This window comes from Micromonospora sp. BQ32, from assembly GCF_059358895.1.
In genome coordinates this window covers 1-14,930 of the sequence record NZ_JCADBI010000010.1, presented here as the reverse complement: position 1 = coordinate 14,930, position 14,930 = coordinate 1, and the positions used below count along the sequence as shown (strand labels likewise).

The window sequence follows — 14,930 nt, the reverse complement described above, 5'->3', positions numbered from 1 at the left end:
GGCGCTCACTCCCACTCGATGGTGCCCGGCGGCTTGCTGGTGACGTCCAGGACCACCCGGTTCACCTCGGCGACCTCGTTGGTGATCCGGGTGGAGATCCGGGCCACCACGTCGTAGGGCAGCCGGGACCAGTCGGCGGTCATCGCGTCCTCGCTGGAGACCGGGCGCAGCACTACGGGATGCCCGTAGCTGCGCCCGTCTCCCTGCACGCCGACGCTGCGTACGTCGGCGAGGAGCACCACCGGGAACTGCCAGACACCCCGGTCGAGGCCGGCGGCGGTCAGCTCCTCGCGGGCGATCAGGTCGGCCTGGCGGAGCAGGTCGAGGCGCTCCTGGTCGACCGCGCCGATGATCCGGATGGCCAAGCCTGGGCCGGGGAACGGGTGCCGCCAGACCATCGCCTCGGGCAGGCCCAACTGGAGGCCGAGCGCTCGGACCTCGTCCTTGAACAGGGTGCGCAGTGGCTCGACCAGTGCGAACTTCAGGTCCTCCGGGAGGCCGCCGACGTTGTGGTGGCTCTTGATGTTCGCGGTGCCGGTGCCGCCGCCGGACTCCACCACGTCGGGGTAGAGGGTGCCCTGGACGAGGAACTCGACATCGGCGTGTGCGGCGATCTCGCGGGCCGCCGCCTCGAAGACCCGGATGAACTCCCGACCAATGATCTTGCGCTTCTGCTCCGGGTCGGTCACCCCGGCGAGCGCGCCGAGGAACCGGTCGGCGGCGTCGACCACCTTCAGCTTGATGCCGGTGGCGGCGACGTAGTCCTTCTCCACCTGCTCGGCCTCGCCGGCGCGCAACAGGCCGTGATCGACGAAGACGCAGGTCAGCTGGTCACCGACCGCCTTGTGCACCAGCGCCGCGGCGACCGCCGAGTCGACCCCGCCGGAGAGGCCGCAGATGACCTCCTTGTCGCCGATCTGGGCGCGGATCCGGGCGACCTGCTCGTCGATGATGTTCTCGGGCGTCCAGGTCGGCTCGATGCCGGCGATGTCGTAGAGGAATCGGGTCAGCATCTCCTGGCCGTGCGCGGTGTGCCCGACCTCCGGGTGGAACTGCACACCGGCCCGACGCCCGGCCAGGTCCTCGAATGCGGCAACCGGGGCACCCGCCGACTCGGCGGTCACCGTGAAGCCCTCGGGCGCCTCGGTGACGCAGTCGCCGTGGCTCATCCAGACCGGCAGGTCGGCCGGCAGGTCACGCAGCAGCACACCGGGGTCGAGGAGGCGGGGGCGCAGCGGGGTGCCGCCGTACTCACGGTTGCCGGTCCTGGTGACCGTGCCGCCGAGCGCCTGGGCCATCGCCTGGAAGCCGTAGCAGATGCCGAAGACCGGCACGTCGGCGTTGAACACGCCCGCGTCGATCTGCGGCGCGTCCGGGGCGTACACGCTGGCCGGGCCACCGGAGAGGATGATCGCGGCGGGGTTCTTCGCCAGCATCTCGGCGATCGGCATCGAGTGCGGCACGATCTCGGAGTAGACCTTCGCCTCACGGACCCGGCGGGCGATGAGCTGGGCGTACTGGGCTCCGAAGTCCACCACGAGGACGGGGCGAGGCAGGCTCATGTGCACGAAGCCTACCCACAGTCACGGCCACCCCCGGCACCGGCTCGCCGGCAATCCACTCGCCCCGCGATCTTGCACTTGCTGTCTGAACAAAAGCCACACGCGCCACAGAACGACGACCGAAACTGCAAGATCGCCGCAAGGTGGGGGGTCAGGGTCGTAGCGCTCCTGGGGCGTTCGGCGGGACTGCCGGGTTCTGTGGGGGTACGGGTACTAGCCGGCGGTACGAGGACCCGAGCGCCGGGCGGGGGTCCTGCTCGCCCTTGTTGGGCCAGAAGGACATCGCTCGTTCGGCCTGGGCGGTGATCGTCAGGGAGGGGTTCACGCCCAGATTGGCGGAGACGGCGGCCCCGTCGACCACGTGCAGCCCGGCGTGCCCGTACACCCGGTGCCAAGGGTCGATCACCCCGTCGGCCGGGTTCGCCCCGATGACCGCCCCGCCCAGGATGTGCGCGGTCATCGGGATGTCGAACGGTTCGGTGAGCGAACCGCCGGGGGTGCCGCCGATCTCGTCGGCGAGCAGTCGGGCCGCGGTGTTACCGGCCGGGATCCAGGTCGGGCTGGGCGTGCCGTGGCCCGGGCCGGTGACCAACCTCCGACCGAGCGGGCCACGCCGCCACCGGGTGGTCAGTGAGTTGTCCGCGGACTGCATGACCAGGGCGATCACCGTCCGTTCCGACCAGCCGCGGACCGACAGCATCCGCGCGGCCAACCCGGGCTGCCGCACCATGCTGCTCAGCCAGCGACGTACCCGGTGTGGGCCGCCGTCGACCAGCAGCGACTGGAGCAGGCCCATCGCGTTGGAGCCCCGCCCGTACCGGACCGGCTCGATGTGCGTCTGCGGGTCGGGGTGGAACGAACTGGTGATGGCCACCCCCTCGGTGTAGTCCAGCCGCTCGGACCGGGCTCGTTGACGTGGCACCGAGGCACCGAGGATCGCCTCCGAATTGGTCCGGGTCAGCTCGCCGAGGCGGGGCGAGAGCTCGGGTAACGCCCCGTCGGCCCGCATCGCGTGCAGCAGCCGCTGGGTGCCGAGCGCCCCGGCGGCGAAGACCACCTGGTCGGCGTGGATGACCTGCCGACCCTTGCGCAGCCAGGCGCCGGTGCGCTCGGTGTGCACCTCGTACCCGCCGCCGTTGGCCGGCCGGACAGCGGTCACCGTGGTCAACTGACGGACCGTGACCCCGAGCCGCTCCGCGAGCCAGAGGTAGTTCTTGACCAGCGTGTTCTTCGCCCCGTGCCGGCAGCCGGTCATGCACGAGCCGCAGTGCAGGCAGCCGGTGCGTTCCGGGCCGGCGCCGCCGAAGTACGGGTCGGCGACCCGCTGACCGGGCCGGCCGATGTGCACGCCCACCGGGGTGGCGTGGAAGGTGTGCCCCACCCCCATCCGCTCGGCCACCGCGCGCATGGCGCGGTCCGCGCCGGTGTGCACCGGGTACGTGGTGACACCGAGCATCCGTTTCGCCTGGTCGTAGTGGTGGGCCAACTCGTCGCGCCAGTCGGTGATGTCGCGCCACTGCGGGTCGGTGTAGAAGGCCGGCAGTGGTTCGTAGAGGGTGTTCGCGTAGACCAGCGAACCGCCGCCCACCCCGGCACCGGAGAGCACCAGCACCCCGCCGCCGGATCGTCGGTCGGCCGGGCGGAGCAGGGTGAGCCGTTGGATGCCGTAGCAGCCCAGCTTCGGTGCCCAGAGGAACCGGCGGACCCGCCAGGACGTCTGCGGGAATTCGTCGTCGGCGAAGCGGCGACCGGCTTCCAGCACCGCGACCGAATAACCCTTCTCGGCCAGTCGGAGCGCGGTGACGCTGCCACCGAAGCCGGACCCGATGACGACCACGTCGTACCGCATGGACGCATCATTACTCGCGAGTAGCGCTCGCGCCAGCGGCACTTTTCGCGCGATCATGCTCCGGCCGACCGACCCGGCGCCTCCCGGCCGCAACCCGGAGCACCCGTCGGAGCGTTGTTTACCAGACGGGTGGAAGGAATCCAAGATGGTTCTCGGGTCGATGGCGCCGCGCCGACGGTGGCTGCTGCTGGGGTTGGCGGCCCTCGCGGTCGTCGCGCTGATCGCGGCCGGCACGGTGGTGATCACCCGGCTGACCGGCGACAACAAGCCGGGCGGCGCTCCGGTGGGCGGCTCGCCGACTCCGTCTCCGATCGGCACGCCGACCCCGAGCCCCAGCGGTCCACCGCCGGGCGCGGACATCACCGGCCCACTCAACCTCCTGCTGGTCGGTGTGGACACCCGGGTCAGCGTGCCCGGCTGGGAGCCGCACTCGGACGCCGTGCTGGTGCTGCACGTACCCAAGGGGTTGGATCGCGCGTACCTCTTCTCGCTCCCCCGCGACCTGCTGGTGGACATCCCGGCGTTCCCGAAGGCCGGCTACAAGGGCGGCAAGACCAAGCTCACGCACGCGATGAGCTTCGGCAGCCGGGTGCCGGGCAAACCCAAACAACCCAGCACAGCCCAGGGGTACGAGCTGCTGCGCAGCACGGTCAGCGGTTACACCGGGCTGCGCATCGACGCCGGCGCGGTGCTCACGTTCAACGGGTTCGACCGGCTGGTCGACGCCCTGGGCGGCGTGGACATCTACGTCGACCAGCGGGTCGCCTCGATGCACCGCCGACCGGACGGCAAGTACCGGGAGAGCGCGCCGGGCGGGTACAAGGGACCGCAGCAGGTCTACGAAAAGGGCGAGCGGCACCTCAACGGCTGGCAGGCGCTGGACTACGCGCGGCAGCGCTACATCACCGGTGGTGACTACGCGCGGCAGCGGCACCAGCAGCAGCTGATCCGGGCGATGACCCGCAAGATCCTGGATGAGGGTCTGGCCCGGCAGCCGGAGCGGGTCGACCAGGTGGTCTCCGCGCTGGGCGACACGCTGGTCTACGTGGGCGGCCGCCGGATCGTCGACATCGCGTACGCCCTGAGTGGCGTGCCGGAGAACCGTTTCACGCTGGTCGGGCTACCCGGTTCCGGCGTCGGAAAGGGCAGCGCCTACCGGGGCGAACAGTTGACCACCGAGGGCCGCAAGTTCCTCACCGAACTGCGCGCCGGCCGCGCCGACGCGTACCTGGCCGCCCACCCCGCCCTGGTCGTCAAGAACTGACCGCCGTTCAGAGCCGCTTGGGCAGGGCGGGCTTCTTGGTGCCATAGAGCCAGGCGTCGAAGACCGCGTCGAGCTGCTTGCCGGAGATCCGCTCGGCCAGGGCCACGAACTCGGCCGTGGTCGCGGTGCCGTCGCGCTTCTCCGCCGCCCAGGTCCTGACGATCTCGAAGAACGTCTTGTCGCCGACCGCCACCCGCAGGGCGTGCAGGGTCATCCCGCCGCGCTGGTAGACCGACTCACTGAACAGTTTGTCCACGCCCGGCTTGCCCGGCGGGGTCTGCCACACCTGCGCGGACATGCTGGCGTACCGGCTGTCGAACGCCTCCTTGGCGGTGTACGCCTTGGTGTGCTCGGCCCAGAGCCACTCCGCGTACGTCGCGAAGCCCTCGTTGAGCCAGATGTCCTCCCACTTGGCCAACGCGACGCTGTCGCCGAACCACTGGTGGGCCAACTCGTGCGCGACGACCTCGGTGTTCTCGCCCTGCCGGAAGAAGCTCGCCGCGTAGACCGGTCGGCTCTGCGTCTCCAGGGCGTAGGAGATCCGGCTGTCGGAGATCACCACCCCGCCGTACGCGTCGAACGGGTACGGCCCGAACACGCTCTCCAGGTAGTCGGCCACCGCGACGGTCTGCGCGATGGACGCGTCCGCGTTGCCCTTGGCCTCGGTGGTGGTGACCGCGTTGTAGACCGGGCGACCCTTGTGCTCGCCGGTGGTGATCCGGAACTTGCCGATCACCAGCGTGCTCAGATAGCTGGCCATCGGCGACTTCTCCGACCACTTCCAGGTGGTCCAACCGCCCGAGCTCGCCTTTCCGCCGGGAACGCCGTTGCTGATCGCGGTCAGGCCGTCCGGAACGGTGACCTCGAAGTCATAGGCCGCCTTGTCCGACGGGTGGTCGTTGACCGGGAACCAGGTGCTGGCCGACTCGGGCTGACCCAGCGCGATGGCACCGTCGGTGGTGTGCAGGAAACCGCCGTCACCGAGCGTCTCGTTCTTCAGCGGCTTCGGCTTACCGGCGTAGGTGATCTCGGCGACGAACCCGTTGCCGTTGATCAGGCCGGAGGCCGGCTTGATCACCAGCTCGTTCCGCTTGCGGCTGTGAGTCGCCGGCGCGCCGTCCACGGTGACCGCGCTGACGGTCAGGCCGGCCAGGTCGAGGTTGAACGTCGACAGGTCCGCCGTCGCGGTGGCCCGCACGGTGGTCGTACCCGTCAACTGGTCCTTGGCCGGGTCGTAGCGCACCTTCACGGTGTACCGCCCGACGTCGTAGCCGCCGTTGCCGTAGGTCGGGAAGTAGGCGTCGCCGACCCCGTCGGCGCCCGCGGTGAACGTCCGCGGCGGCGTGGGGGACGCGCTCGGTGGTAGCGCCGTCTCCGGGGCCGTCGAGTCGCATCCGGACAGTGCGAGCGCACCGGTCACCAGCAGACCGGCGGCCATTCGCAGTCTGTGCCGCGTCCCCCGCATCCCACACCCTTTCCGCACGGTGGCCGGTCACGGCCTCTGCCGCTCCGCGCGAACGGGCGCCTACCCGCCGTTCGCAGGCGGCAGCATATCGACCGGGCCGCAGGGCCGGGTCACGGCAGTGTGGGAGCCGACCCACCCACCAACCAGGCGTCGAAGAGCGGACGCAGTTGCCGCTCCGCGACCCGCTCGGCCAGCGCGACGAGGTCCGCGGTGGTCGCGTTGCCCGCCGCCCGCTCGCTGGTCCAGGTACGCAGGATGCGGAAGAAGAGGTCGTCACCGACGGTACGGCGCAACGCGTGTACGGCGAGCGCCCCGCGCTTGTAGACGGCCGTGCCGAACATCTGCTCCCGGCCCGGCTCGACCGACGGCTGCGTCCAGTCGGTCGCCGCGTACTGGATCTCGAAGTTGCGCTGGGCGGTCTGGCCGCCGTCGTGCTCCTCCCACAGCCATTCGGCGTAGCTGGCGAAGCCCTCGTTGAGCCAGATGTCGCCCCACCTGGTCAGCGACACGCTGTCGCCGAACCACTGGTGCGCCAGTTCGTGTGCGACGACGCTCGTGTTCGGCAGGTCGTCGGAGAAGAAGGCAGGCCCGTAGACCGGCCGGGACTGGGTCTCCAGCGCGTACCCGATCCGGTCGTCGGCGATCACGATCCCGCCGTACGAGTCGAACGGGTACGGGCCGAAGCGGCTGGCCAGGAAGTCGACGATCGCGCCGGTGCGGGCCAGCGAGGTGGCCGCGCCGCCGGTCGCCGGCAGGCTCGCGGCCACCGCCGTGACCATCGGCCGCCCGGCGTGCGTGCCGGTCACCACCCGGTAGTCACCGATCACCAGCGTGCTCAGGTAGCTGGCCATCGGGGCGCGCTCCGACCAGCGCCAGGTGGTCCAGCCGTCGGCGCTGCTCTTCGGCCCGGGTACGCCGTTGCTCAGCGCGGCCACGCCGTCCGGGACGGTCACCGCCAGGTCGTAGGTGGCCTTGTCCGACGGGTGATCGTTGACCGGGAACCAGGTGGCGGCCGAGTCGGGTTGGCCGAGCGCCACCGCGCCGTCGGCGGTGTGCAGGAAACCGCCGCTGCCCAACGCCCCGTCGTCGACGGCCGTGGGGACGCCCGCGTAGTCGACCGTCACGGTGAACTGCCGACCACGCGGCAGGCCGTCGCGGGGCGTCACCACCAATTCGCCGTCGCCGCGCCGGTGCTCAGCCGCCGCGTCGCCCACGGTGACCGCGCCGACCTCCAGGCCGACCAGGTCCAGATTGAACCGGGACAGGTCCTGGGTGGCGGTGGCAGTGATGACGACTCGACCGGTCAGCCGGTCGGTCGACGGGTCGTAGCGGACGTCGAGGCCGTAGTTCGCGACGTCGTAGCCGCCGTTGCCGTGCCCCGGCACGTACGGGTCGCCGGCGTCGGCGGCACCGGGTCGGAAGCCGTCGCGGTCGTCGCCGGTACAACCGGTTGCGACCAGCCCGATCAGGCAGGTCAGCGCGGTGACGACGCGCAGTCTCCGTCCAGTCAGGACCATGCGCACCCCTCCTGCGGCGTTCCGGCTTTCTGCGGTGTTCCCGCCTTTTGCGGCGTTCCGGTCAGGACGAGCGTAGTCAGCATCGCGGGCCACGCGGCCGGTATCGACGACCATCAGTGACTTTCGTCGAATCGAACAAAAGCTGCCGTCGATCGAACCTTTCTTTCGACTTAGACCGACGTTAGTGTCTGTCTCCGACCACCGTCGCGAAAGGTGGAACCCATGCCAGACCACACCGCCCCCGACGCCACCCCCACCGGCCGGCTCAGCCGCCGATCCCTGCTCGCCGCCTCCGCCGGCGCCGCCGCCGCGATCGGCGCGGCCGGCCTACCCGTCCTCGCCACCGGCGCCCCCGCGCTCGCCAACCCTGGCAACGCGAGCAAGCTGCGGGTCGAGCCGCTGATCCCGGCCAGGAACTGCGGCATCATCCTCTACAGCGTCCGCGACCGGATCACCGCCGCGCCCGACGACAGCGGGGTGCCGTACGGCTTCGAGCGCGTCCTCGCCCGACTCGCCGAGATCGGCTACAAGGAGATCGAGTTCGCCGGCTACACCCAGAGCACCGAGATCCTGGGCCGACAGATCACCCCCGCCGAGATCCGCAAGATCCTCGACGACAACGGTCTGGTGGCCAACGGCACCCACGCCTCGATCCAGCCGGCCACCTTCCAGCAACAACTCGACATCGCCGAGGAAATCGGCATGAAGAACATCGGCACCGGCAGCGACCCCACCAGCAGCGCGTACAAGGCCGAGTGGGACGCCGCCGCGGACATCTGGAACGAGCTGGGCCGGCAGGCCAGGGCCCGGGGCATGCGGCTCTACACGCACAACCACGACGCCGCGTACAGCTTCCTGATCGACCGGGGACCGCGCGACGCTCAGGGCCGGCAGACCCGATCCTCCGGCATCCGCCGACTGGAGTACTTCTTCGAGATCACCGACCCGCGGTACGTCTTCTTCGAGCTGGACATCTACTGGGCCTACGTGGCCCGCTACAAGCACCAGAAGTACGTCAACCCGGCCGGCCAGGAGGTCACCAACCTGTTCGACCCGATCCTCACCGTGGCCGACCGGACCACCCGGTTCCCGCTCTTCCACGCCAAGGACGGCGACCGGGACACCAGCGTCCCCAACGGATACCAGATGACCCCGCTGGGCGACGGTGACCTCAACTTCCAGCAGTTCTTCCAGACCATCGGCGAACGCAACTTCCACCACGCCAACTGGGAGATGGACACCGCCCCCGGCGGCACGGACAACAAGGGCCAGTCGCTCGACTTCGCGGCGACCAGCTACCGCAACATGTCCGACCTGACCATCTACCTGGAGAAGTGACCCCCGGCTGAACGCGACGAAGGCCGGCCCCGCACCTGCGGGGCCGGCCTTCCGGCGTCTGACGGATCGGTCAGCGGTCGAGGACCAGACCGACCTTCTGGAACTCCTTCAGGTCGCGGTAACCACACTTGGCCATCGCCCGACGCAGCCCGCCGAACAGGTTGAGCTGACCGTCGGCCTCGTCCGCCGGCCCGAAGAGCAACTGCTCCATCGACCCGAGCGGCTCACCGGAGACCTCGAAAGCGCCCCGGGGCAGCGACGGGTGGCTCGCCGCCGAGTGCCACCAGGCACCACCGGCGGGGGCCTCGTCGCAGAGCGACAGCGGCTCACCGAGCATCACCGCGTCCGCGCCGCAGCCGAGCGCCTTGGCGATGTCACCCGAGGTCTGGATGTCACCGTCGGCGATCAGGTGCACGTACCGGCCACCGGTCTCGTCCAGGTAGTCACGGCGGGCTGCCGCGGCGTCGGCGATCGCGGTGGCCATCGGCACCCGGATGCCCAGCACCGACTCGGTGGTCGACCACTCGTCGCCACCGATGCCCACGATCACACCGGCCGCGCCGGTACGCATCAGGTGCAGCGCCGTCTTGTAGTCCGTGCAGCCACCGACGATCACCGGCAGGTCGAGGTCGGCGATGAACTCCTTGAGGTTCAGCGGCTCGTCGGTGGTCGACACGTGCTCGGCCGAGACGATGGTGCCCTGGATGACCAGGATGTCCACCCCGGCGTCCAGGATCACCGGCGCGAGCGCGAGGGTGTGCTGCGGGGAGACCCGCACCGCCACCGTGCCGCCACCGGCGCGTAGCTCGCGGACCCGCTCGGCGATCAGGTCCGGGCGGATCGGCTCGGCGTACACCTCTTGGAGCCGCTTGGTGGCGCGCGCCTCCTCGTCGAGGCCGGCCAGCTCGTCCAGCACCTTCGTCGGGTTCTCGTAGCGGGTCCAGAGCCCCTCGACGTTGAGCACGCCGAGGCCGCCGAGCTGACCGAGGCGCACCGCCGAGGACGGGCTCATGGTGGCGTCGGAGGGGTGGCCGACGCACGGAATGCCGAACGGGTACGCGTCGAGCTGCCAGGACGTCGAGACGTCATCGACGTCCCGGGTACGGCGGCTCGGCACGATGGCGATGTCGTCCAGGTGGTAGCCGCGCTGCGCGGTCTTGCCCAGCCCGATCTCGACCACGTCACGCATGGGGGACTCCAGGTGGTTGGGGGTGGTGGGTCAGCGGGTGTGGTAGTTGGGCGCCTCGACGGTCATCTGGATGTCGTGCGGGTGGCTCTCCTTCAGGCCAGCCGCGGTGATCCGGATGAGCTGGCCCCGGCGGTGCAGATCGGGGATGTTCTCCGCACCGGCGTACCCCATGGCCAGTCGCAGACCGCCGACCAGCTGGTGGGCCACCCGGGAGAGCGGCCCCCGGTAGGGCACCTGGCCCTCCACGCCCTCGGGGACCAGCTTGTCGTCGCTGAGCACGTCCTGCTGGAAGTAGCGGTCCTTGCTGTACGACTTGGCCTGACCCCGGGACTGCATCGCGCCGAGCGACCCCATCCCGCGGTACGTCTTGAACTGCTTGCCGTTCACGAAGATCAGCTCGCCGGGGCTCTCCTCGCAACCGGCCAGCAGGCTGCCGAGCATCACCGTGTCGGCGCCGGCCACCAGGGCCTTGGCGATGTCGCCGGAATACTGGATGCCGCCGTCGCCGATCACCGGCACGCCGGCCGGGCGGGCGGCCCGGGCCGCCTCCATGATCGCGGTCACCTGCGGCACGCCGACCCCGGCGACGATCCGGGTGGTGCAGATCGCGCCCGGCCCCACGCCCACCTTGACGCCGTCGGCGCCGGCGTCGACCAGCGCCTTCGCGCCGGCGTACGTGGCCACGTTGCCGCCCATGACGTCGACGGACACGTCCGCCTTGAGCCGGCGGACCATGTCCAGCACGGCCCGCTGGTGACCGTGCGCGGTGTCCACGATCAGCACGTCGACGCCCGCGTCGACCAGGGCACGGGCCCGCTTGTAGGCGTCCTCGCCGACACCGATGGCGGCGGCGACCCGCAGCCGGCCGGCGTCGTCCTTGCTGGCGTCCGGGTACTGCTCGCTCTTGGTGAAGTCCTTGACGGTGATCAGGCCACGCAGCCGGCCCGAGTCGTCGACGATCGGCAACTTCTCGACCTTGTGCTGACGCAGCAGCGCCAGGGCGTCGTCCTTGCTCACCCCGACCCGTGCGGTGACCAGCGGGGTGTGGGTCATGATCTCGCGGACCGGAGTGTTCGGCTCGGAGACGAAACGCATGTCCCGGTTGGTGACGATGCCGACCAGCTGGCCGTCGCCGTCCACCACCGGAACGCCGGAGATGCGGTAACGCCCGCACAGCTCGTCGACCTCACGCAGGGTGTCGTCCGGGCTGGCGGTCACCGGGTTGGTGATCATGCCGGACTCGGAGCGCTTGACCAGGTCGACCTGGAGGGCCTGGTCCTCCAGCGAGAGGTTGCGGTGCAACACGCCGATGCCGCCCTGGCGGGCCATGGCGATCGCCATCCGGGCCTCGGTCACCGTGTCCATCGCGCTGGACAGCAGCGGAATGGACAACTCGATGTTGCGGGTGAGCTTCGTCCGGGTGTTGACCCGGCTGGGCACCACGTCCGACTCGCCCGGCTGAAGCAGCACGTCGTCGAAGGTGAGACCGAGCGGAACCACCCGGGCGGAGCCGGCCGGCAGCTCGGGCAGGTGGCCGCCCAGGTCGGCGTGCTCGACGCCGGCCGGAAGATCGGTGCTGGGCGAATTTTCCACGATTGCTCCCCTGAGCTGCTCGGATGGGCTTCAGCGAGGTGGCGCGGGCGGGCACCGGAGCGCGCCACGGTGCCGGCACGTCGCCTCATCGTACCCAGTGAGCTGGGCGACCCGTCCGTGGCAGGCCGGCCCGGCACGGAGGCCGGGGGGCGGACGTTCGCGCCGCGTTGGGTCTACGGTGAGGGGGTGCACGACGAGCCCATCGACCCGTTCAATGGCGACCCGGCCGATCCGACCGCGGGTCTGGATGACCCGGGCGATGACGCGACCCCGGATCCGCTGACCGACGTCGAGCGGCAGGATGTGCTGGAAGACCTCGCCGACCTGGAGATCTACCAGGCTCTGCTGGCCCCGATCGGGGTCCGCGGGCTGGTGATCGAATGCGAGGACTGTCGGGAGCCGCACTACTTCGACTGGGACCTGCTCCGCGGCAACCTGCGGCACCTGCTCAACTCCGGTCGGCCCCGGGTGCACGAGCCCGCGTACGACCCCGACCCGGACCACTACGTGACCTGGGACTACGCCCGGGGATACGCCGACGGGGTGCACGACACCCTGTCCGAGGGCACCGAGGACGAGCCGGGCACCCCGAACGCCACCAAGTGACGCTGCCGCGCGGCTGCCCGGCGTACCCCCTGCTGTCGCGCGGCTGCGCGACGAACCCCCTGTTGTCTCGTGGCCTGCGGCGCGGCCGCACGGCGGCTGCTCCGGTGCCGCGCGGCGTACCCGGCTGCCGCGGCGTACCGTGCGGCTGCTCCGCTGGCACGCGGCTTAACCGGCTGCGCGGCGTGCCCTGCGGCGAACCCTGGCTGCACGGCGTGCCTGCGGTGGCGCGGCGCGTATGTCAGGCCACTAGTCCGGCGCGGAAGCCCGCCGCCACCGCGTGCGCCCGGTCCCGGGCGCCAAGCTTGCGGAACAACCGGCGGGCGTGCGTCTTGACGGTGTCCTCCGAGACGAACAGCTCCCGGCCGATCTCCGCGTTGCTCTTGCCCTCGGCCATGCCGAGCAGCACCTGAAGCTCACGCTCGGTGAGGCCGATCGACGCCCGACTGGGTCGGGCGCTCGGGGCGGGACGGCCCGGATCGGTCTGCGTCGCCGACTCGCCGTTCCCCGCCTCCGCCTCGTCGTCGCCTCGCTGCACCGGCACCGACGCGACTCCGGCCGGCCCATCAGCGGCCGTGGCCGCCCAGCCCGGCTCACCGGAGCCACGCGGCGACGGCCCGGAGCGTCCGGAACCACCCACCGCCGCGGCATCGCGGGCCGGATCGGTGATCCGCTGCCGGGACGCTCGGCCGGGCGCGGTGAGCAGCAGTAGCGCCTTCGCCACCGCGCTGGTCAGGTCATGGTCGACATTCTGGATGAGCCCCCGGGCACCGGCGCTGATGGTGGCCGCCGCGGCCTCGGACTCCTCGGTGCCGAGCAGCAGCACCGCCGCCTGCGGCGCACGCGCCAACACCCGGCGGACGAAGCCGGCGCTGTCCGGCCGGGTGAGGGCCGTGTCGGCCAGGACCACGTCGGCCGGTCGCTCGGCCAGCCGCAGCATCACCTCGGGATCAGAGACGGCGGTACGAACGATCGCGGACAACCCCAGCCGCGCGGCAGCAGAAGTAAGGTGCTGGGCCGCGAGTGGTGTCCGAACGCACACAAGAACGGTACGCACTGTGGTCTCCTCTCCGCCAACGAGCAGACCATGACGCGGTCGGCCGGGGAGGGGGTTCCCGGCAATCCTTCGAACTTTTCCGACAGATGGGGCAAAAGCCGCAATTTCGCGGACCTTTTCGATCACACACGTGTGAGTTGGCGACAGCCCGGGTACCGGGAGATCCAGGCCGGGAACGGTGCGCCTGCGCGGCCCGCCGCCCGGACGCCGGCCATAAGGATTCTCGCGGAGCCGCGCGGGAGGAGGGGTGCTGATGTCGAACGTACGTAGACTGCCCGGACCCATCGTCGATCTCTGGGACTGGCAGCGACTCGGTGCCTGCCGAGGGCGCGACAGCGCCCAGTTCTTCCACCCCGACGGGGAGCGTGGCTCTTCCCGGCTGCGTCGCGAGTCCGCCGCCAAGTCGGTCTGCCGCGCCTGCCCGGTTCGCGCCGAATGCGCCGCCCACGCACTGTCAGTACGCGAGCCGTACGGGGTGTGGGGCGGCTTCAGCGAGTCGGAGCGCCTACGCCTGCTCGCCGTCGGCTGGGAGGACCTGGCGGACCGCCGGCACGCCCGGGTGGATGTGGCACGACTGGAGGCCCGCCTGGGCCGCCCGCACAAGTCGACCGTCCCGGCCCAACGCAACGTCGCCTGACCCGACGCGTCCCTAACATCCGCGAAACCGCGCCCCCGACCCTGGGGGCGCGGTTTCGCGCGCTCCAGGGCGGACCGCCAACCTCCGACCGCTGACCGGCGGCCGGGGGCCGGGGGCCGGGGGCCGGGGGCCGGGGGCCGGGGGCCGGGGGCCGGGGGCCGGGGGCCGGGGGCCGACGACGTCATGATCGACTCGGGTTCTTTGATGTCGGGGCATCCCACCGACCCGGACACCCCGATTTCCGTGACCCCGAGTGGATCAAGACCGGGCACGCGGACCGAGGGGCGAGCAGGGACGTCCTCTGGGAGGTTTGTCCGATCCCTGGGGCGTTAGAGCTGGTGCAGGGCTTAAGATCTGCGAGGTATGCGGCCCTTTGCCGGTTGACCGGTCGCACCCGTGGCCCGGAATCATCGCCGGGCCGGGGTCGTTACATACCCTGACGATCGCAGCACCACCGACCGGCCGCCGACCCCCAGGGCTGGTCGCGCAGGTTGGAATGCCAGCCTCCGCCGGGTCGTTACGGTCCCCACGAACGACCGCACGCGCCGCCTTGTTGAGGGTGCCGCGGGCCACCCCGGAATGACCCTGGCCTCCCGGTCGTTGCAGTCCCACGAACGACCGCAGGCACCGCCCCGATGAGGGTGCCGGAGGGTGGGCCACCCGGAATGACCTGGGCCCCCCGGTCGTTACACAGGGACCCGGCGCCACGAGCCCCCGCTCGTCAGGTCGCCGACCCCGACGCCCGACAGGGCGTCACCCCTTTCAGACTTTTCCCCTTGTTTGTGCAGCGCCGGACGAGGTGCTCACACCCCGCCGTCTTCCCCCTTGCGGTTGGGGTGTCCTACCCCCGAAGGAG

The 14,930-nt window shown here is 70.9% G+C and carries 11 protein-coding genes; 4 read left to right on the top strand and 7 right to left on the bottom strand.

The window, feature by feature from the left end; all coding sequences use genetic code 11:
- Positions 1–5 precede the first annotated feature (5 nt).
- Both guaA and AC5L30_RS19500 read right to left on the bottom strand, forming a co-directional pair.
- Complete coding sequence (gene guaA / locus AC5L30_RS19505) at positions 6–1,562, bottom strand: glutamine-hydrolyzing GMP synthase (RefSeq protein WP_494868941.1); 1,557 nt, start codon at positions 1,560–1,562, stop codon at positions 6–8.
- Positions 1,563–1,713: 151 nt separating this feature from the next.
- Positions 1,714–3,411, bottom strand: coding sequence for an FAD-dependent oxidoreductase (locus AC5L30_RS19500; protein WP_494868940.1), 1,698 nt, complete (start codon positions 3,409–3,411; stop codon positions 1,714–1,716).
- A 145-nt stretch (positions 3,412–3,556) separates the two neighbouring features.
- Here AC5L30_RS19500 and AC5L30_RS19495 point away from each other — a divergent pair, with 145 nt between their 5' ends.
- Positions 3,557–4,675, top strand: coding sequence for an LCP family protein (locus AC5L30_RS19495; RefSeq protein ID WP_494868938.1), 1,119 nt, complete (start codon positions 3,557–3,559; stop codon positions 4,673–4,675).
- Positions 4,676–4,682: 7 nt separating this feature from the next.
- On the opposite strand, the gene AC5L30_RS19490 is transcribed toward AC5L30_RS19495, so the two are convergent.
- Complete coding sequence (locus tag AC5L30_RS19490; protein ID WP_494868937.1) at positions 4,683–6,140, bottom strand: M1 family metallopeptidase; 1,458 nt, start codon at positions 6,138–6,140, stop codon at positions 4,683–4,685.
- 110 nt (positions 6,141–6,250) lie between these two features.
- Entirely contained in the window at positions 6,251–7,657 is a 1,407-nt protein-coding gene (locus tag AC5L30_RS19485; protein ID WP_494868936.1) for a M1 family metallopeptidase, read from the bottom strand.
- Between the two features lie 222 nt (positions 7,658–7,879).
- Between AC5L30_RS19485 and AC5L30_RS19480 the strand changes: the two genes are divergently transcribed.
- Positions 7,880–8,995 carry a sugar phosphate isomerase/epimerase family protein gene (locus AC5L30_RS19480; RefSeq protein ID WP_494868935.1) on the top strand — a complete coding sequence of 372 codons (1,116 nt, stop codon included), beginning with the start codon at positions 7,880–7,882 and terminating at the stop codon, positions 8,993–8,995.
- Between the two features lie 70 nt (positions 8,996–9,065).
- Here AC5L30_RS19480 and AC5L30_RS19475 read toward each other — a convergent pair whose 3' ends face one another.
- Complete coding sequence (locus tag AC5L30_RS19475; RefSeq protein WP_124778268.1) at positions 9,066–10,184, bottom strand: GuaB3 family IMP dehydrogenase-related protein; 1,119 nt, start codon at positions 10,182–10,184, stop codon at positions 9,066–9,068.
- Positions 10,185–10,214: 30 nt separating this feature from the next.
- The gene (gene guaB, locus AC5L30_RS19470) at positions 10,215–11,777 is read right to left on the bottom strand and encodes an IMP dehydrogenase (protein ID WP_494868932.1); all 1,563 of its coding nucleotides are present in this window, start codon (positions 11,775–11,777) and stop codon (positions 10,215–10,217) included.
- A 186-nt stretch (positions 11,778–11,963) separates the two neighbouring features.
- Between guaB and AC5L30_RS19465 the strand changes: the two genes are divergently transcribed.
- Complete coding sequence (locus AC5L30_RS19465; RefSeq protein WP_494868930.1) at positions 11,964–12,383, top strand: DUF5319 domain-containing protein; 420 nt, start codon at positions 11,964–11,966, stop codon at positions 12,381–12,383.
- Positions 12,384–12,621: 238 nt separating this feature from the next.
- Here the strand turns inward: AC5L30_RS19465 and AC5L30_RS19460 are convergent, their stop codons facing one another.
- Positions 12,622–13,437: a helix-turn-helix transcriptional regulator gene (locus AC5L30_RS19460; protein ID WP_494868929.1), complete on the bottom strand. Its 816-nt coding sequence runs from the start codon at positions 13,435–13,437 to the stop codon at positions 12,622–12,624.
- A 253-nt stretch (positions 13,438–13,690) separates the two neighbouring features.
- Here AC5L30_RS19460 and AC5L30_RS19455 point away from each other — a divergent pair, with 253 nt between their 5' ends.
- Positions 13,691–14,074: a WhiB family transcriptional regulator gene (locus AC5L30_RS19455; protein WP_091406539.1), complete on the top strand. Its 384-nt coding sequence runs from the start codon at positions 13,691–13,693 to the stop codon at positions 14,072–14,074.
- The last annotated feature ends 856 nt before the right edge of the window (positions 14,075–14,930 follow it).